The sequence below is a fragment of the Pseudomonas sp. GL_091 genome (assembly GCF_057837725.1).
In genome coordinates this window covers 4,428,141-4,446,192 of record NZ_CM174451.1, presented here as the reverse complement: position 1 = coordinate 4,446,192, position 18,052 = coordinate 4,428,141, and the positions used below count along the sequence as shown (strand labels likewise).

At 61.0% G+C, this 18,052-nt stretch carries 13 protein-coding genes and 1 pseudogene; 4 read left to right on the top strand and 10 right to left on the bottom strand.

Features of this window, described 5'->3' with window-relative positions:
- Positions 1–254 precede the first annotated feature (254 nt).
- Positions 255–797: pseudogene (locus tag AC3ITY_RS20175) on the bottom strand (patatin-like phospholipase family protein); the annotation flags it as partial.
- Positions 798–1,391: 594 nt separating this feature from the next.
- Positions 1,392–1,718, bottom strand: a complete 327-nt coding sequence (locus AC3ITY_RS20170) for a nuclear transport factor 2 family protein (protein ID WP_489304543.1) — start codon at positions 1,716–1,718, stop codon at positions 1,392–1,394.
- A 255-nt stretch (positions 1,719–1,973) separates the two neighbouring features.
- Between AC3ITY_RS20170 and AC3ITY_RS20165 the strand changes: the two genes are divergently transcribed.
- On the top strand, positions 1,974–2,843 hold the full coding sequence (locus AC3ITY_RS20165; protein WP_489304542.1) for an AraC family transcriptional regulator: 870 nt from the start codon (positions 1,974–1,976) through the stop codon (positions 2,841–2,843).
- 314 nt (positions 2,844–3,157) lie between these two features.
- On the opposite strand, the gene AC3ITY_RS20160 is transcribed toward AC3ITY_RS20165, so the two are convergent.
- On the bottom strand, positions 3,158–4,102 hold the full coding sequence (locus AC3ITY_RS20160) for a hypothetical protein (protein ID WP_489304541.1): 945 nt from the start codon (positions 4,100–4,102) through the stop codon (positions 3,158–3,160).
- A 351-nt stretch (positions 4,103–4,453) separates the two neighbouring features.
- Here AC3ITY_RS20160 and AC3ITY_RS20155 point away from each other — a divergent pair, with 351 nt between their 5' ends.
- On the top strand, positions 4,454–5,359 hold the full coding sequence (locus tag AC3ITY_RS20155; protein WP_223538079.1) for a hypothetical protein: 906 nt from the start codon (positions 4,454–4,456) through the stop codon (positions 5,357–5,359).
- On the opposite strand, the gene AC3ITY_RS20150 is transcribed toward AC3ITY_RS20155, so the two are convergent.
- The 7 genes from AC3ITY_RS20150 to AC3ITY_RS20120 form a co-directional block, all read right to left on the bottom strand.
- Positions 5,356–5,463 carry a helix-turn-helix domain-containing protein gene (locus AC3ITY_RS20150; protein ID WP_411741689.1) on the bottom strand — a complete coding sequence of 36 codons (108 nt, stop codon included), beginning with the start codon at positions 5,461–5,463 and terminating at the stop codon, positions 5,356–5,358. The genes AC3ITY_RS20155 and AC3ITY_RS20150 overlap by 4 nt on opposite strands.
- Positions 5,444–5,677 (bottom strand): hypothetical protein, encoded by a 234-nt coding sequence (locus AC3ITY_RS20145; protein WP_223538074.1) that lies wholly within the window; start codon positions 5,675–5,677, stop codon positions 5,444–5,446. The genes AC3ITY_RS20150 and AC3ITY_RS20145 overlap by 20 nt, the downstream gene beginning before the upstream one ends.
- A 673-nt stretch (positions 5,678–6,350) precedes the next feature.
- On the bottom strand, positions 6,351–9,449 hold the full coding sequence (locus AC3ITY_RS20140) for an efflux RND transporter permease subunit (protein ID WP_489304540.1): 3,099 nt from the start codon (positions 9,447–9,449) through the stop codon (positions 6,351–6,353).
- Positions 9,446–10,462, bottom strand: coding sequence for an efflux RND transporter periplasmic adaptor subunit (locus tag AC3ITY_RS20135; RefSeq protein ID WP_489304539.1), 1,017 nt, complete (start codon positions 10,460–10,462; stop codon positions 9,446–9,448). Before AC3ITY_RS20135 ends, AC3ITY_RS20140 begins: the two co-directional genes overlap by 4 nt.
- Before the next feature lie 125 nt (positions 10,463–10,587).
- Positions 10,588–12,048, bottom strand: a complete 1,461-nt coding sequence (locus AC3ITY_RS20130) for a TolC family protein (protein WP_489304538.1) — start codon at positions 12,046–12,048, stop codon at positions 10,588–10,590.
- 171 nt (positions 12,049–12,219) lie between these two features.
- Positions 12,220–12,435 carry a hypothetical protein gene (locus tag AC3ITY_RS20125; RefSeq protein ID WP_489304537.1) on the bottom strand — a complete coding sequence of 72 codons (216 nt, stop codon included), beginning with the start codon at positions 12,433–12,435 and terminating at the stop codon, positions 12,220–12,222.
- 120 nt (positions 12,436–12,555) lie between these two features.
- Complete coding sequence (locus tag AC3ITY_RS20120) at positions 12,556–15,453, bottom strand: AAA family ATPase (RefSeq protein WP_489304536.1); 2,898 nt, start codon at positions 15,451–15,453, stop codon at positions 12,556–12,558.
- Positions 15,454–15,729: 276 nt separating this feature from the next.
- Here AC3ITY_RS20120 and mhpA point away from each other — a divergent pair, with 276 nt between their 5' ends.
- Together mhpA and AC3ITY_RS20110 are read left to right on the top strand one after the other, a co-directional pair.
- Positions 15,730–17,388 carry a bifunctional 3-(3-hydroxy-phenyl)propionate/3-hydroxycinnamic acid hydroxylase MhpA gene (gene mhpA, locus AC3ITY_RS20115; RefSeq protein WP_489304535.1) on the top strand — a complete coding sequence of 553 codons (1,659 nt, stop codon included), beginning with the start codon at positions 15,730–15,732 and terminating at the stop codon, positions 17,386–17,388.
- A 2-nt stretch (positions 17,389–17,390) separates the two neighbouring features.
- Complete coding sequence (locus tag AC3ITY_RS20110) at positions 17,391–18,035, top strand: TetR/AcrR family transcriptional regulator (RefSeq protein WP_489304534.1); 645 nt, start codon at positions 17,391–17,393, stop codon at positions 18,033–18,035.
- Positions 18,036–18,052: the final 17 nt, after the last annotated feature.

Here is an 18,052-nt window from a genome sequence, read left to right as displayed (position 1 = left end):
AAATCCGCTCCATCCTGCTGCGCCATGCGGTAAATTCGCTCCAGGTCGCTGATCCCCTGAGTTTGAATTAATGCACTGATAGCTCGACCACCGATGCTCAATGTACGGCGTTTCGTCCCGGACCACTGCGGCTCCAGTGTCCCATTACGAATGACATAGAAATGACGTTCGAGTCGCAAAGGTGCTCCGGTGGCTCTGTTCAGCGCCATCTTGGTGCCAGGTGGGTAAAGGAACACCTGAGTGATTACCCCTCCGTCCACGTGCATTTCCTGAAACTGTTTGCCGTCTACGTCCACATCGATCATGACGGGTGAGACTGCGCCGGGAATACTCATCGACGCGATCATGATGTTGCGGAAGAGGTCGAGCGCTCCCGGTGCTTCGCTAGAGGCAATAGTGCCCATGTTCCAGGTGACTGGCCGCCCTGAATCAAGGTCGGTTGTGCCTATCAGCAGGATTCGTCCTTTGGCGTATTCCGACGCAATCGCCGCAAGAATCTGCGCAGTGACGTACTTCGTAATGAGCCGCGACAGTGGCTTGCTGTCCGCTATACCGTCGCTGGCAAGACGGGTTAACACGTTTCGCGAACGAAAAACGTCTTTTGGACCGATGACGTTGGCGATATGCCGAATCACGTCGTCGTACCCGGATCCCAGGTAAGCGAACGGGGCGACCAGGGCGCCCGCGCTAATGCCCGTGACGACCTTGAACATGGGTCGAGTCCCATGCGTGGTCCACCCCGTAATGAGTCCTGCTGCGAATGTGCCTGCGTCACCGCCTCCCGAAACTGCCAGCATATTTGCCAGCGGCAGGATGTTGTTCGGTTTCCCTGCCTTGGCGAGAGCCTCGCTCTCGCGTTTGTTGCCCTCGGTTGCATCCTGAATGAACAGAGTCAGGTCGTGGTCCAACCAGTAGCGAGCATTGGGAATGCCTGGGATGATCGCTTTTTCCGTTAACGTTTGCGGCACAGCATCACGGCGTGGCAAGCCCCCTTGCAGGAACATGTTCAGAGTTGAGGTGCCAGATCTGAGCGGGAATGGTTTCAAAACGCCTCCTCCGGCCCCTGCAGTCGACAGCAAGCGCGCTCATCGTACCCGAGAAAGTCCTTACCCATGGTGCCCGAGATGACTACACGCCAGCCGACTGCGACACGTCATTCGAACGCCAGGCAGCTCATTTTGCGCTCCTTTACATGATAAAAAAACTCATTGGCCGCGCGCTCCAGGTTCTATACGAAAGCCCTTGAAATCACCAGGTTAAGGGGCAGAACGTGATATTCAGGACGGGTCACATCTCAAAAGGAACAGTGGTTGCACAAAATTTTCGGAGTTTCCCTGACGAGTTTCTCCATCAACTCGCGCGCGCTGTCGTGATGAATCAGCGCCGACACATCAGCTGATCTCCAAGGATGCGATCTTGCCGTTGTCGAGTACAAAGGTGTAGGTGAGCTCGACGGGGCTACCAGGAAAGTTCCCGCTCAGCCGAGCGAGCAGGGTGACGGTCTGTCCTTCCTGCGAGCTGCTCAAAGGTTCGATACTGTATTGGTACTTGGCCTGCGAGGCTTGCTTCCAGGCTTTGATAGCCTCCAGTCCCTTGTAGGTGTGGCTTTCGTCGCGCACGGTGGCGTCTGTGGCGAAACAGCGCTCTAACACCTCGATGTCGGTACCCTTTTCGCCCGCAAGGTAGCTGGCGAGCGGGTCAGGCAATTCGATGTTCATGGCGCATTACCTCGCTGATGTGAGAGTTGCTTCACCCAAATACTCGCTACAGGGTTACCAAATGGCAAGAACGCACGAAAAAGTAAGTCAGGTAAATATGAGAGCGATTTACACCCCGTCGACCGGTTGAATCCACAACCCAAAGCTGTCGGTCGTACAGGCAATTCAATCGCGACCTGAGCAAACACGGCTAGGCGCGGGCACGCCGATATAGTCGACTCTATTGCCTACCGTGTTTCCCGGAGCCTCCATCCAGTGTCTGACTTGCTCAGCAACGCCGCCTACACAAAACGCTTCGACCTGGTACTCGCCTACATCGACGCCAATCTCGAAGGTGACTTGTCCGTGAAGACGTTGAGCCAAGTCGCGAATTTTTCGGCGTTTCACTTCCATCGACAATTTACCGCGTTCGTGGGCGTGCCTGTTTCACGTTATGTACAACTGATGCGACTACGACGCGCGGCGCATTGCTTGTCTTCCCTCGCGGATTACTCGGTGCTGGACGCCGCTTTCGGTGCGGGTTTCGAAAGCCCCGAAGCATTTTCCAGGGCGTTCAGGCGGGCGTTCGGTATGACGCCGAGTGCATTCAGGAAGCAACCGAATTGGCAGGTCTGGAGTGCGGTGTTCACCATCCCTCATTTTTCCAGGAGCATCATCATGCAGATACGAATTGTGGAGTTTCGCGAAGTCAGGGTTGCAGCACTAGAGCATTGCGGAGCGCCCGGGCTCATTAATGAGAGCGTGCGTAAATTTATCGAGTGGCGCATGCAGAGCGGACAGTCTCCGGTGGCATCAAGTCGCAGCTTTGGTATTCCTTTCGGCAACCCCGATACGACCCCGGCCGAAGAGTTCCGGTTTGCAGTCTGCGGCGAGATTCACGAGGCGGTAGCAGCGAATGAGTTCGGCGTAACCGAGAGGGTTATCCCTGGCGGGCGCTGCGTCGTGGTGCGTCACGTGGGCTCGACGGATCACATCGGCGAATCGATCTATCCGATCTATCGCGACTGGCTCCCTACCAGCGGCGAGGAGCTTCGAGACCAGCCGCTGTTCTTCGATTATCTAAGCATTTCCCCCGAGACACCGCAGGGTCAATGGCAGACCGATATTTATGTGCCTTTGCAATAACGGACAGGTCGCTGCTGGTTTGAAATGATCGTCGTTGAGTTCATCGTTGTAAGCTGCCTCTCGCCAAGGGGCAGCTATTGGCCGATTGCTGTCCGTCACCACAGGCAGTTATGGGGCGGATCGGCCTTTCAATCTAGAAACGACAGTTGAGCGATGCCCCAAACAAAGAAAGACAAGTACTGGCGCGGGTTTTCGGCCTTTTTTGACAACTGCGGAGCAGTTCCAAATGGGTGAGTCGGCGAATCGGCAGATCCCACGGCGCGACAAGCATTTGCTTTGGTTTGCTTTGGGCTCATCAACTGCCGTTTTTAGGTTCAATGGTCGTCCGAGAAGAGGATAGCGTCCCTCAAGCAGGCTGCAACCATCGCAAGGTCAGGCTCGATCCAGTCAAAGTCTGGGGCAGGAACCAATCGCTTGGGTACGCCACGATCCGCAAGATGGCGGATGAGGTCCTGCGAATCTTGAACGACGACCGGGTTGTTGTGCGCCTCAATGAAGAGGGCCAAGGGTATCCGGACAGTTTTGTCGTCCGCGATGTCCTGGGGCGGTTTCGCAATGTATTGCGTCATCAACGAATCGGTCAGGGGTATTGCCCCCAACAAGTCGTCGTCGGTATTAGGGACCAGCGCGACATACCCTTTACGAAGTTGGCTCGACAAATCCTCTGTCCGGCCGCTGAACGTAATGCAGGTCCTTTTGGAATCCCTATCGACAGCGGCGGCAAGGTCGTTCCGTTTACCGGCAACCGCGGCGCTCGGCTCGACTAACTTGATGCCGATGGATTCCACCATGGACAAATCAAGATTCCAGGCCAGCTCTTCGGGTTTTCGCGTTTTCCGCTCACGCAAGTGTGAAGAAAACTCTTCTTTGGTCCATCCGGTGACTTCGCGAATGTGTGCTCCGACCTCCTCGGCAAATCCAATGTTCCCGGCGAGTCCCCAGTGCGTCCCGAGGTGACATAACTTGCATAGGCACATGATGCGGGCGAGCTTCTGCGTCTTGGTACTCGCATCGAACGACCAACATTCATGCGCTTCAGGCCGTCGCTCCGACGAACAAATCTCGCATTTCCCGTCCACCCGGTCCCTCACGTACTGACTGATCGCCTTCCAATGCGCTTGCGACATCGAGGTCCGGAGGTTCTTGAACCAAGCACTCGCAGGAAGCGTGTCCACATAAAAAACGTTGCCGCCGAACGACCGATCCTCGCCGGGCAGGCAGTCGCCGTACTTCGTCAGGTCAAGTGTTTGAGCTTTCATAGTCGGGGTAATCATCCCTTCGATTTGTGAGCACTAAGTTCGGCCGTCACCCTTGAACGAGGTGCCGGTGACATCGATCGTTGAGCCGTTGGACGCTGAAAGGACTCCATTTGGTCGAGTGTAGTCGCTCGCTTCGCGCCGTGTTCGACCCATTGCTGTCGGTGGCGACAGGCAGCAATTGGCCGTTAACTGCCTGCTAAGAACTGCCATAAGCGCCCCATTCATGGCTTGAAGGTCGCCTGTTGCTCACGTCCCCAGGGCCTGATCCGCGCTTTTTCGCCCCACCTGCCACTTTCGCCACAATCGGCGTGGATCTAAAGTCAGGGGCGCACCTTCAGGGGACTTCCAGTCATGTACAGCTCGCTTGCCATACCGAGCACCGCTCGCCAATTGCATGACCGGATCTATGCTGGCGAGATCATTCGCTTCGCTGACCGGCAGCCCATGACGGCGCTGGTGGAATATACGCGTGCGTTCCTCGAAGACGCGCTGCATCCCTGGTCGCCGCAACAGATCCATCGCCATTTGAGCCACCCTGAGCAGATTGAGCGCTTTGCGAAAATTCAGAACGACTTCGCAGGCTCGGCTGAGGTCCATCAGCGCTGGCAGGACGTCGTGCAAAGCCTTGGCATCGCCCCCGATACCCTGGCGTGCGATCGCCTGCATTTGCGTTTTCAGCCGCATTGCGAGCCAGGGCAGTCGACGCCGCGTGCCCGCACGACGGCCACCATCGCGTTTCACCGCGATACCTGGGGGTCGAATATCTATGCACAAACCAACTGGTGGGCGCCCATCTATCCCATCGCGGCGGGGCGTACCGTCGCCTTGTATCCAGGCCTCTGGCAGCGACCGCTGGGTAATTCGAGCGCAGATTTCGATATGCGCGCCATTTTGCAGCGATCCCATCGAGACGGCCGCAATGCCGTGGATGCCGACGAAGCCATTCCGCATCTGCTGGAAGCGATCGGCCCGCAGGAGGGGATTGCCGTCGATATCGCTCCGGGGAGCCTTATCGCCTTTTCCGGGGCTCATGCCCATGCCGGCGTCGGCAATAGCACCGGGCTGACACGCATATCTTTCGAGACCCGATCAATACTGATCGCCGACCTGTTGACCGGATTGGGAGCGCCCAATGTCGATGGTCACGCGCCGTGGAAGACTATTGGACTGTTTCGCCGAATGAACGATGCGCAACGGCTGAACGAGATCCTTGGCTGCGGCTTTATCGAGCCCTATCTGCGGCCAGCAGAGCCCTAACGCTGGCGCCGGTAGTCGCTTGGGGAAAGACCGGTGTGCTTGCGAAATACAGGGGCGAAGTGACTGGGGTTGGAGTAGCCGACTTCATTGGCGAAAGTGATCACGCTCAGTTGTGTTTCGCGCAATTAGCGCCGCAACGCCTTGAACGAACAGGCGGCTGGCCACGGGCCGTTCGGCTTCTTCGCGCAGGCATTGCAGCAATGCGACCAGCTGCGGATCCTCGAAGCCGGACACATCCCGAAGCGTGGCGTGTGCGGCGTTTGCCCCGAAGACGTCCTGCAGTGCCTCGTCGAATAGCGACAGGCCCAGCAGCACCATGACCACTTCGAAAGGTTCGGGGCTTAACCGTCTCCAGCGAAAGTCATAGGGCGCACCGGCGGCGTTGAGGAAAAGCGAGCTCTGCTTTACCAGGCTCGTGACCCATGGCCCGTCATCAGCAGGATTGCAGGGTGCATGTCTGGTTGGTGAACGCTACAGGTGGGCGCTTACGGCCTGAAACGGCCGGTACGCCGCAGGCCTGTGGGAGTGGGCTTGCCCGCGATGCAGGCGACGTGATTGTCTGAAGCTCCGCGGTGAAGCCATTGCGGCGGTCCGGCGATCCGGCAAGTCCGCTCCCACAGAACTGCGGTGCTATTCCAACGACAGCTTCTGGCCCATAGTGTGTAAAAACGTTTCACCAAAATTGAAGTATGCGCATCTACGTTAAATCTGAAATTTATCGGCACGTCAGCAGATGTGGGTTTCGCGTAGAAACGCGATTTCCAGTCCGATTTTGAGTACCTGTCGCGCTCAAAAACGTTTTTACACAGCCTCGGCCGATAGCAGTCTGTCGTAAGCAGCTCCTTTGGCCATCAGCATTTCCTGTGAGCCGCGAGGGGGCGAAAGAGCGTAACGTTCGCAGAGCCTCGCGGCAGACCTCGGTTGTTTTCAGAAACGGCGCTGAGCAAGCCTTTCCAATAGCGGTGAGGTCGGGAGCACAGTGCCACGGCACTCATCCCTCAGAAGCGAGCTCGGCGTCCCCCATCACCTGTTGGGTGCCAGCGGCCGTCTGGCGACCGACCTTGAACCATGCAGCGTACAACGCCGGGACGAAGAAAATCGTCAGCAGCGTCGCCACGGTCAGGCCGCCCATGATCGCTATTGCCATCGGCCCCCAGAACACACTGCGCGTTAGCGGGATCATGGCGAGGACGGTAGCCAGCGCCGTCAGCATCACCGGACGAGCCCGGTGAATGGCAGCATCCAGCACAGCATTCCACGGGTCGCGCCCTTCGGCGATCTCGATTTGTACCTGATCGATCAGGATCACCGCGTTGCGCATGATCATGCCACCCAGTGCGATGATGCCCAGGATCGCGACGAAGCCCAGTGGCGACTGGAACACCAGTAGAGCCGGCACCACACCGATCAGGCCCAGCGGTGCGGTCAGCATCACCATCCACATGCGGGAGAAGTTCTGCAGTTGCAGCATGAGTAACAGCAGGATGGTGATCAGCATCAACGGGGCCACCGCGAGTAGCGCCTTGTTCGCCTTGTCACTTTCCTCCACCGCGCCGCCCACGTCGATGCGGTAGCCCGACGGCAACTTCGCTTCGACATCCTTGAGCAACAGCTGGATCTCCTGCGTCACCGATACACCTTGCTCGCCATCCTTCACGTCGGCACGCACCGTGATCGCCATGTCGCGGTTACGGCGCCACAGTACCGGCTCTTCCAGTTCTGAGCGCACCTGTGCGACTTGCGACAGCGGCACTACCGTACCCTGGCGTGTGTAAAGGTTGATGTCTTTCAGTGTGTCGAGGTTCAAGCGTTCCTCTGGCACGGCACGGGCCACGATGTCGATCAGGTCCTCGCGCTCACGCAGCTGCGACAGGGTTGCGCCGTTCATCACGGTCTGGGTCGCCAGCGACACGTCGGCCGGTGCGAGGCCAAGCGCGCTCGCTTTGTCCTGATCAAGCTCCACTTTCAGCGTACGCACCGGGTCGTTCCAGTCGAGCTGGAGGTCACGCACCTTTTGGTTGGACGCAACCACCTTCTCCACGTCGCGGGCGATCTTGCGCACCACTTGGGTATCGGGGCCTACGACGCGGAACTGCACCGGGTAGCCGACAGGTGGCCCCAACTCGAGCCGGGTCACGCGCACCCACGCCTGTGGGAATTGTTGGTCAGCCGAGGCCACTAGCCGCGCACGTACTCGCTCGCGTGCATCCAGCTCCTTGGTCATCACAACGAACTGGGCAAAGCCCGGATTCGGCAGCTCGGGGTTGAGCGAGAGATAGAAGCGCGGTGCTCCGGCGCCGGTGTAGGCGGTAAAGAAACGCACGTCCTCGTCCTTCGCCAGAATCTCCTCCATGTGCTTGACCTGCTCGGTCGTCGCGGCGAACGAGGAGCCTTCCTTGACGCGCAGGTCAATGACCAGTTCAGGACGCGAACTGTTGGGGAAGAATTGCTGTGGCACTAGCTTGATACAGGCCAGAGCAAGCACCAGAGCGCCAAACGTCGCACCGATGACCACCCAGCGGCGCTCGATGGCGGCGTCGATCAGGCGGCGCAGGCTGCGGTAGAGCTTCGTGTCGTACGGATCACCATGCTGGTGCTTGCCCAAGTCGTTGGGCAGCATCTTGACCGCCAGGTACGGCGTGAAGATGCCGGAGCAGATCCACGAGAACAGCACCGCGGCACCGACGATCCAGAAGATGCCGCACGCGTACTCGCCGGTGGTGGATCTCGAGAGGCCGATCGGCAGGAAGCCCACGACGGTGATCAGCGCGCCGGTCAGGCGCGGCATGGCAGTAGACTGATAGGAGAAGGCGGCTGCCTTCACGCGGTCCATGCCGGTTTCCATCTTCGCCACCATCATCTCGATGGCGATGATGGCGTCATCCACCAGCAGTCCCAACGCGATAATCAGCGAGCCGAGCGAGATGCGCTCGAGGTTCCAGCCCATCGCCAGCATCACCAGCGCCACGCCGCCCAGCACCAGCGGCACCGTGGTCGCGACAACGAGGCCGGCGCGCCAGCCCAGGCTGGCCAGGCTCACCGCGATCACAATGATCAGCGCCTCGGCCAGCGCGCGCCCGAAGTCGTGAATAGCATCCTTCACCGTGGTGGGTTGGTCGGCCACGAACTCCAACTCCACGCCGTGCGCAAGTTCCGACTGGATCTTGGCGACTGCCGTGTCCATCGCCTTGCCAAGGTCCACGATGTTGCCGTCGCTGGTCATCGTGATACCGAGCATCAGCACTGGCTGGCCGTTGTGGCGTACCGTGTAGGTCGGCGGATCCTCGAAACCGCGCGTGACGGTCGCAATGTCGCCGAGCTTGATCAGCCGGCCGCCCGCGGCGATGGGTACGTTGCGAATAGCCTCTTCGCTGGCGAACTGGCCGCTTACGCGCACCATGACGCGGTCGCCGCGGGTGTCGATCTGGCCTGCGGGCAACAGGGCGTTATGGCTCTTGAGGCTTTCGGCGATGGCCAACGGTGTAATGCCCAGCGCTGCCAGGCGTTCGTGCGAGAATTCGACGTAGACACGCTTGGCCTGCTTGCCGATGAGATCGATCTTCTTGACCATCGGCACCTTAAGCATCTGGCGCTTGATGTCCTCGACCGCGTCCGACAGGTCGGCGTGGCCGACGCCGTCGCCCTTGACTGCGTACATCAGGCCGTACACGTCGCCGTACTCGTCGTTCAGGATCGGGCCGATCACGCCGTCAGGCATCTCGAGGCTCAGGTCGTTGAGTTTCTTGCGCGCCTGGTACCAGGCCTCGCGCTGGTCAGCCTTGGAGGTTCCGCCGCGCACGGTGAGCGTCATGCCTGCGTAGCCTTGCCGCGCGTAGGTGACCACTTTCTCGAAGTTGTCGATCTGCTCGAATTTCTTCTCCATGCGGTTGAGGACCTGGTCCTGCAACTGCTGGGCGGTGGCACCCGGCCAGATGACCATGGCGGTCATGGAGGGCACGGAAAAGTTCGGATCCTCGAGTTGACCGAGCCTGGTGAAACTGAAGGCACCGGCCACCGCGACAATGAGGAGCAAGAACAGGACGATGGCGCGATGGCGCAGCGCCCAGTCGGTGAGGTTGAAGTTGTTCATCGGGCGGCCTGCTGCGTGATGTTCGCGTCAATGATCTCTGTACCGGGGAGCGCGACCTTCAGGCCGGATGCCATCTTCTGGACGCCGGCGGTGACGACCAACACGCCGGCCTGCGGCCCGGAGACGAGCACCTCGTCATTGCGGTAGCCCCACACCGCCACACGCTCCAGTTCGACGATGCCTACCGGATCCTTGCCCGCGGGCGTGACCACCCACAGCGCCGGCTGGCCGCCGCTCTGCGTCAATGCAGTGGCTGGCACCGCCGCCACAGTGACACTTGTCATGACTCGCTCGGCCATCACCGTGGCGGTGGCGCCCAGCGGCAGCGCCTGCATTGGCTTAAGCCGCGCGCGATAGGTGCGCGTCTGCGCCGCAGCCTGCGGCGATAGCTCGCGCAGCGTGACATCGAAGGTCTCGTTCGGCGCACTGGCCAGCGAGGCCTTGAACTGCGCGTCCTTGAAGACGGCTAGCTGATCCTCGGGCACGTCGATAACGATCTCGGATTCATCCGGATTCGCAACCGAGACAACCGATTGGCCCTCCGCCACGACCTGCCCGGCCTCAAAGCGCACAGCCGTGATGACGCCACTGCGCGAGGCACGCAGCACGGTGTACTTGAGCCGGTTGCGCGCGAGCTCAAGTTTTCGCGCCTCGGCCTCGGCGGTCGCATGCGTGGTTTGGGCATTGGTCTGCGCGCGCTCGTTGTCGGCCGCACTGACCGAGCCGTCAGCCTTCAACGCAGTCAGGCGCTGGCGGTCCGAGTCGGCCTGGCGCGTCTGCTCGACAGCAACCGTCCACTGTTGTCGCGACGCTTGCTCAGCGAGGCGGTAGTCGGCGTCATCCAGTACAGCCAGTATGTCGCCTTCGCGCACAAACTGGCCTACCTCAACCTTGCGCTGCGCGACCTTGCCGCCTACGCGGAAGGCTTGGTCGACTTCATGCCGCGATTGCACGGTGCCCACGTATCGACTGATGTCGCGAGCATTGTCGTAGCTGATTTCAGTGGTACGCACCGGTCGGGGTGCCTGCACGGCAGGCTGGTCTGGGCTACACGCGCAAAGCATGACGGCTACAGCCAGGGCGCCGGCCGCAGTAAGGGAGGTTTTCAAGGCGGTTCCTCTTTGTAAAACGAAAATTCTCAGGAAAGTGGTGGCCGGTCAGCTGCGGTGGCTGCTGTGGACATGGCGGGTTGTTCGAACACTTGCCAGCCTCCGCCCAGTGCCTTGTAGAGCTGTACGCTATCGAGAAGCAGACGGGTGTTGCTGTCGTTGGCACTCAGGCGCACCGCCAGGCGCGCCCGTTGCGCGTCCAGCAGCGGCAACAGGTCGATCTGTCCCCTGTCGTAGAGGGACTGCGCGTGGCTCAGCGCAGCCTCCGCGGACTCGGCGGCCGACTGCAGCGACGCAGCGCGCTGGCGTTCTTGCGCTTGTGTGATGAGCGAGTTCTCCACGTCCTCGAGCGCACGCACAATGCCGTCTTCGGCGCGCAGTAGCGCTTCACGCTGGCCGCTCTCGGCGACCTCGTTGATCGCGCGCGTGCGCCCGGCGTTGAAGAGCGGCATGGTGAGCAGAGCTGCCACATTGGTGAAGCGTGCGGTGCCCAGATCCAGACCGTTCAGCTCAAGGCCCTGGCGGCCGTAGGATGCACCGAGGAACAGCTGCGGAAACCACTCGGCCGCGGCTTGTTTACGGCGCGCATTGGCGGCATCGAGCTGCGCCATCAGCGCCAATACATCAGGCCGACGTTGCAGCAAGGTGGCGGGCTGCCCCTGCCGAGCCTCGGGTGCAACCACGTTGACAGGGGAGGGCTGGATACTCGCGGCGTTAAAAGCCTGGTCACCGATCAAGACTGCGATGCGGTGTCGCGCCACAGCCGCCAGGGTTTCCAACGGAGGGATCTGCGCGCGCGCCGAAGCGGCATCGGTCTGCGCGCGCTCGACGTCGAAGGAGGTTGCCAGCCCTGCGCGGTGGCGGGCATTCACCAGGCGCAGTGTCTCGTCTTGCGCTGCGGAGATCGCGCGCAATGTTTCGGCCTGGCGCAGCGCACCCACCAGCGTGAAGTAGTTGCTGGCGACATCGCTCATCACCAGCAGACGCACGCCGCGTACGCCGTCCTCTGCGGCCAGTGCCTCGGCTTCGGCGGCTTGCGCACCAGCGTGCAGGCGTCCGCTCAGATCGAGTTCCCACGAAACGTCCAGGCCTGCACCCACAGTCCTGGTATCTGGATAACCCTGCTTCTTGGCAGTGCTGTAGCCGCTGCTACGGTCGGAGCCGGAGGCGGACACTCCGACACTCGGAAAGAGCCATGAGTTACTGATCGTCTCACCGGCGCGAGCGGCGCGCACGCGCTCGGCGGCTATCTTGACGTCACGGTTCTCGTTCATCGCGCGGCGCACCAGATCCGTCAACACCGGGTCGTTGAAAGTCTTCCACCACACGGCTTCGGGTTCCATCTCGGAGGCCGTGCTTGCGGCGAACCTGGTCGGCACGTCTACCGATGGCTTAAAAACCTCCGTGGAGCAACCGGTCAGGATCAGGGCGATGGACGCGGTGAGCGCCGCACCCTTTACGACACCGATTACGCGTTCGGCATGTTGCATGGGCGTCTGCCCGGCGTTGCGGGTTAACAGACGGAAAGTTGTAAGTCGCGGCATCGGATTGGACTCGTGAAGATTCGAGGTGGCATCAGCGTAGGGCCCGGGATGCGCGAAGTTGTCAGCGAAGGGTCGCCTTTCGGTCGCCATGTCGAGCGCTCGTTCGTGGTGGAGGCGTCACTCGCCGACGGCATCGGCCGTATGCTCGCCGGCTGCCAACGCGAGGTCCGAGGCAATCGACTCCAGCAGTTCTTCGGCTGTCGAAAACTCGCGCTGTCGTCCGGTGACCAGGTTTTCGAGGCGGCCCACCAGGGCCCCCGGCGTGGCGTCGCTACGCAGCTTCACTACGTACGAGCGGCGGCTCGGGTATTTGGATTCAGGGTTCAGGATCATCGCAGGCCAGGGGGCAGGAAAGTTCGACGACAGCGTAAGCGGTTCCCTGGGGCGAGTCGTAAGCGAAAGGTCAGACTTCGGTCGGGACAGTAACCCTTACCGCAGAGAAATCGCGTCGCTTCAAGCCGGCTTGGCAGCGTGAATCAGCGAGCGCGCACGTTTCGCCAGCTCGGTTCCGTCAGTTTCGGGTGACTGGTCAACCAGCGTGGCCAATGCCTGTTGGTCCACGGCCGTAGCGTCAGGGTGCTCGCACAGTTCGACCAGCGCTTGCAGCTCCAGCCACGGTGCTTCCTGGGCGCGAGCTTCTTCAACCGCGCGCCGCACCGCAGCGATACCGGCGTCGGGCTGACCCTGTGCTCGCGAGATCGCTGCCTCCAGCAGCAATAGCTGTGGCAGGTATACGCGCTCGCCCAGTTCCTCGCCCACCCGCAATGCTTCCTGCAGCTCGACTTGCGCTGCGGTGCAATCACCTGCGAGCAGCAGCGCCTCGGTGGCGTAGCCGAGCACCTCACTGGCACCGGAGCGCATTCCAAGCCCGGTGTGTTCTTCATAGGCCTCACGGATGCGACGGTAGCCGTCGTGCGGTGCACCGTTGCGCGCGTCGGCCCAGCCGCGCCACCAGCGACAAGCCGTTCGCCCCAGTGCGAGCGAATTCTCATCGACCAGCTTCTGCATGTCGTCAGCCAGCGCGGCTACACGCAGATGGTTCCCCAGCCGTACCTCGATCAGCACCTCCTGCCAGGCAGCGACAAGCCACGTCATAGGCTGGCGAAGCGCTTGCGCGCGGGTCCGCGCCCGCTGCATGTGGGCCCGGCCTTGCTCAACCAGGCCAGAACGCACGAGTTCTATGGCCAGCATACCGTGCAGCATGACCTGAGGATCGACCGCAAAGATCTCGTTCGTCCCGATGTCCAGCGGCTCGGCGATCGCGAGGGCGCGCTCTAGCCAACTGCGGGTTGTCTGCGTGCGACCCTGGAGATGATGCACCTCGCCTTGCACGATGCACGCCACCAGCATGAGCGCTGGATCGTTCGCCTCGCACGAGAGGGCTTCGGCGCGTTCCGCCACCTCCAGCGCCAGCGCATAGTCGCCGCGCAGACCGAGCAGATAGCCGAATCCGTGCAGCAGGCGACCGCGCATTGGATGCTCGGGTACATTCGTTAGCAGCGTGTACGCGCGTTCGAACGCATTCCTGGCTTCGCTGCCGACACCGAACGTGTGGAAAGCCGACACCCCCTGCAGTGTGGCCAAGGTAACTTCGAGCGCATCGCGTTCCATCCCTTCTGGTGTCTGCCGCAGCAGGGCCAATGCGCGCTCAGTGAGACCGATGCACAAGGCCGGGCTGAAGTGCAGCAGCGCGGCTTCTGCTGCCTCGGCGTAATAGCGCAGCGCGATCATCGGCTGCCGGGCCCGGTCGAAGTGCGTCGCCAGCTCCGAGGCAGCAACCGGCACGCCGGCCATTCGCTCGCGTTCGAGGGCAGTGCCAACCTGGCGATGGAGGTGGGTGCGCAATGAGCGCGGCGTGCGGTCGTACAGTACCTGGCGGAAGAGGGCATGCCGAAACGAGTAGGGTAGCTCCACCGTCTCCTCAGGTTCGGCGGCCCGCGACCGCGTGAGCCACACCTGCTCGCGCACCAGTTCCTCGCAGGTGTGGGCCACAGAGGCGAGGTCGCGTTCGAGGGCCAGCGAAACCGTCTCAACCCGGAATTCGACTCCGCATACCGCTGCCGCCGAGAGCAGCGCAAGCTGCTCCGGCCCGAGCCTGGTGATGTAGTGATCAATGATGGCCGCGAGGTTCTCGGGAACCGCCATCCCCGCCAGCCGGGCCTCGATGGTGGCGTCGTCGTCCGTGGTGTCCATCACTTCGCTGATGACTGACGACACGAACAGCGGCACACCGTCGGTGCGCTCGTGCAGGGCACGCACGAAGGCTTCATCGCGGGCCAGAGAGGCCGAACGCAGCGCGACATAGTCAGCGACCTCGGTTTCCGAGAATGGATCGAGCACCACTTCCTCGCACAGACGTTGCAGGCGCAGTTCGTGGCGCAACGAGTTGAGCGGATGATCGAGCGCCACCACCTCGGCGACGCGGAAGCTCGCCAGCCACATAAGTCGAGTGCGGCCACGTCGCCGCGCCACATAGTCGATGAGCTGGACCGTCGCCCGATCGCTCCAGTGCAGGTCTTCGGTTATCAGCAACAGCGGTCGCTGCTCGGTGTAGCGGTCCAGCAGTTCACCCATTTCCCGCAACATGCGATCCGGACCGATGCCGGCAAGCTCGCGCCGCAACGCGTCTCGCTCTTGCGCGGTGCTCAGCCACGGCAGTTGCAGCAACCAGGTCGGCGCCACGGCGCGCAGCAGAGCCGGCAGGGCGGGGTCACTGCGGCACAGATCGGCCAATGCCTCCAGCACCGGCAGGTACGGCTCGCCGGTGCCGTGGTGCTCCACGCAATGACCGCGTGCGCAAGCGATGCCGCCAAGGCTGGCGAGGAAATGCTCGATCAACGTGGTCTTGCCAATCCCCGGTTCTCCGGCAAGCCAGACCACCGCACGTTGCCCGTTGTAAGCCCGCTTCCACGCCTGTTGCAGTCTTGAGAGCTTGTCGGTGCGACCAATGAATGGCGGCGATAGATATGTATCCGCCGCTGACACCGGCGCGGGTGCCGACAGCATCGAAGGCGCAGGGGAGGGAGCGGCGATGAAGCGATAGCCGCGTCGCGACACAGTCTCAATGAAGCGGGGCTGCCTGGGGTCGTCGCCCAGCACCTTGCGCAGATCGCTGATGGCCGTCTTAAGCACCGAATCGCTGACGAACCGATGCCCCCACACGGCATCAAGCAAGGCATCCTTGGTCACCAGCGATCCCGGCTGGCGTGCAAGGACGCACAGCAGTGTGAAGGGAATTGGCGCCAACGCCACAGCTTCTCCGTTGCGTGACAGGCAGGCGTTGGCCTCGTCGAGTTCGAACTCGACGAAGCGGAGCTGGACTGGGTTCGGTTGGGGCTGCGGACGTGCCACGTTGGATTCCTGAAGACTAAAACATGGGTGTGCCCTCGTGGGACATGGCACGTGGTCACTCCAATAACAACGCTGATCGACTCAGAAGCCAAGCCTCACCGGTCGGAAACTGGCCCTGCGCATAGCTCACATGTCCTCATCACGGTACGGTAATGATCTCAAAAAATTAATGACAAAAACATCAATATTGAAATATCTCTCAATTTTGCATACCTTGACTCTGCCTGACGATGAGGCCTGTACGCCTCACGACTTCAATCACAACAAGGGCTCGAGATGAACAACAACAAGAAAGTTCCCGAATTGACTCCCTCCGCCGTCGATGTGCTGGTCGTCGGTTACGGTCCGGTAGGTGCAACAATCGCGGCGCTGCTCGGCCGCTATGGGGTTACGACCCTGGTGGTGGACAAGCTCCATGAAATCGTACTGATGCCTCGTGCCATTGCTCTGGACAACGAGGCCCTGCGCATCCTGCAACTCGCCGGGTTGTCGGAAGACGCTTTCGAGAAGATCGCTATTCCTGAAGTGAGGATGCACTCCCCGGTCCTCGGGCAATTCGGTCGAGCCAATACTGAGGGCTGTATCGACGGCCATCCCAAGCTTGTGACGTTCTATCAACCCGACCTCGAACGAGCGATGCGCGGCCAGGTTTCCCGGCTGAAGTCAGTGACCAGTCTGGGCGGTTTCGAGCTGGAGAATCTGGTCGAGGAGTCGGATTGCGTGGTTGCCACCGTCCGGGATCAAAATGGACACTCTCATTCCGTTTGCGCCCAGTATGTGATCGGTGCGGATGGCGCAAGCTCCAGGGTCAGGGCACTGATTGGCCAGGAGTTCGAAGGGCAAACCTATGCAGAGGATTGGCTGATTGTCGATGCCAGGAACCGGCATAAGTCAGCCATTGATCACATCGAGTTTATCTGTGATCCACGACGTCCAACACCGCACATGCCCGCACCCGGCGGAAGGGAGCGTTGGGAGTTCATGCTGCAACCCGGTGAATCCCGGGAGGAGCTGGAGAGCCCGGAAAGCATCGCCCGGCTCATCGCGCCATGGGTCAATCCGCAGGAGCTGGAAATCGAGCGCAAGGCGGTGTATCGATTCCACGCGCGCTGCTGCAACAGATTCAGCAAGGGACGTATCTTCCTCGCCGGCGACGCAGCCCACATCACCCCCCCTTTTGTCGGGCAAGGTCTCGTAGCGGGACTGCGCGATGCAGCCAATCTTGCCTGGAAACTGGCCTGGGTCCTTCGCGGCCAAGCCGCGCCTTCAGTACTCGAAACCTATGACGTAGAGCGTCGCCCCCATGCCCAGGCGATGATCAATCTGGCGAAACTCATGGGCCGCCTGGTGATGCCGAGAAACAAGGTCGCAGCGTTCTTCATCCACGGCCTGATGCGCACGCTGGCGTTGACTCCCGCTACCAGAAAGTACTTCGAGCAACTGGACATCAAGCCAAAGAACATCTTCAAACAGGGGCTGTTCGTGCAGCATCGTCGTGGCGACAAGCTGGTTCGTGGCAGTCTGTTTCCCCAAGCGTGGGTTCGCAACATGCAACAGCAGATCCAACTGAGCGACGATGCTCTTGGAGCCAACCTGACCCTGGTTGGATTCGGTGTTGACCCGTTGTCACTGCTGACCGCTGCTCAGGTCGTTTCCTGGGACAAAATGGGAGGCCACTTCTTGCAGATCGGACCCTGCGGCCAGCGCTCCGGCGGCGGTTGCGACTTCATCGAAGACCTGAACCATGGCATCCTGCCGCTGGCTGCCAAAGGCACGCTGGTTGCGGTTCGCCCCGACCGTATCATCATGCACCACGGCCCCGGCTTCGATGCAGGCAGTCTCGTTCGAGACTGTATGGGCCTGTTGGCTGGCGCCGACGCCACAACCGATAGCGTTTCCATTACCATAAACGAGCCCCCTCGATTAAGAGCCTGAAGATGCCTTCCCCCACTTTTCCTTCAGAAGCAACTACGCAAGAACCTCTCACTCGAGGTCACAAGAAGCGTGAACGCACCCGTCGCGGCCTGGTGGATGCGGCATTGCGTCTTGTCGCACGTAAGGAGGTGGGGGAGATTGCACTGCTCGATGTCGCCTCGGAGGCCGCGGTATCCAACGGCACCATCTACAACTATTTTCGAACGCGCGACGAAGTGCTCGAGGCGGTTGGCATCGCCATGGCGAGTGAGTTCTCCGATGCCATTTCCGCCCTGAGTTCGGGCGTGAACTGCGGTGCACAGCGGCTTTCGATTGGTGTGCGCATGTTCGTATGCCGGGCCGCGTACGACCATCAATGGGCCAACGCACTGCTGCGCATCATCCATTCCGATCAGGCCATGCGCTCGCGCTTGGCTGCTCATGTGCTGGGCGACCTGCGTGAAGGTCTGCGCGCGGGGGCTTTCGCTTATGAGGACGAGGGGATCGCCCTGGACATGGTCGTATCGTGCACAACCGGAGCCATGCGCTCGGTTGTCGAAGGGCGTGTAGTGGCGGAACACGACCAGCGGGTCGCCGAGATGATTCTCAAGGCTCTGGGCGTAACACCTGCCAGAGCCAAGAGAATCGCCGGTAAGCCGCTACCCTAGATGTCATCATCGGCCGG

Coding starts and splice junctions, on each gene's coding strand:
- mhpA (WP_489304535.1), top strand. CDS start 15,730: ATGAACAACAACAAGAAAGTTCCCGAATTGACTCCCTCCGCCGTCGAT.
- AC3ITY_RS20125 (WP_489304537.1), bottom strand. CDS start 12,435: ATGATCCTGAACCCTGAATCCAAATACCCGAGCCGCCGCTCGTACGTA.
- AC3ITY_RS20145 (WP_223538074.1), bottom strand. CDS start 5,677: ATGGTGCTGCTGGGCCTGTCGCTATTCGACGAGGCACTGCAGGACGTC.
- AC3ITY_RS20170 (WP_489304543.1), bottom strand. CDS start 1,718: ATGAACATCGAATTGCCTGACCCGCTCGCCAGCTACCTTGCGGGCGAA.
- AC3ITY_RS20130 (WP_489304538.1), bottom strand. CDS start 12,048: ATGCAACATGCCGAACGCGTAATCGGTGTCGTAAAGGGTGCGGCGCTC.
- AC3ITY_RS20140 (WP_489304540.1), bottom strand. CDS start 9,449: ATGAACAACTTCAACCTCACCGACTGGGCGCTGCGCCATCGCGCCATC.
- AC3ITY_RS20110 (WP_489304534.1), top strand. CDS start 17,391: ATGCCTTCCCCCACTTTTCCTTCAGAAGCAACTACGCAAGAACCTCTC.
- AC3ITY_RS20160 (WP_489304541.1), bottom strand. CDS start 4,102: ATGAAAGCTCAAACACTTGACCTGACGAAGTACGGCGACTGCCTGCCC.
- AC3ITY_RS20155 (WP_223538079.1), top strand. CDS start 4,454: ATGTACAGCTCGCTTGCCATACCGAGCACCGCTCGCCAATTGCATGAC.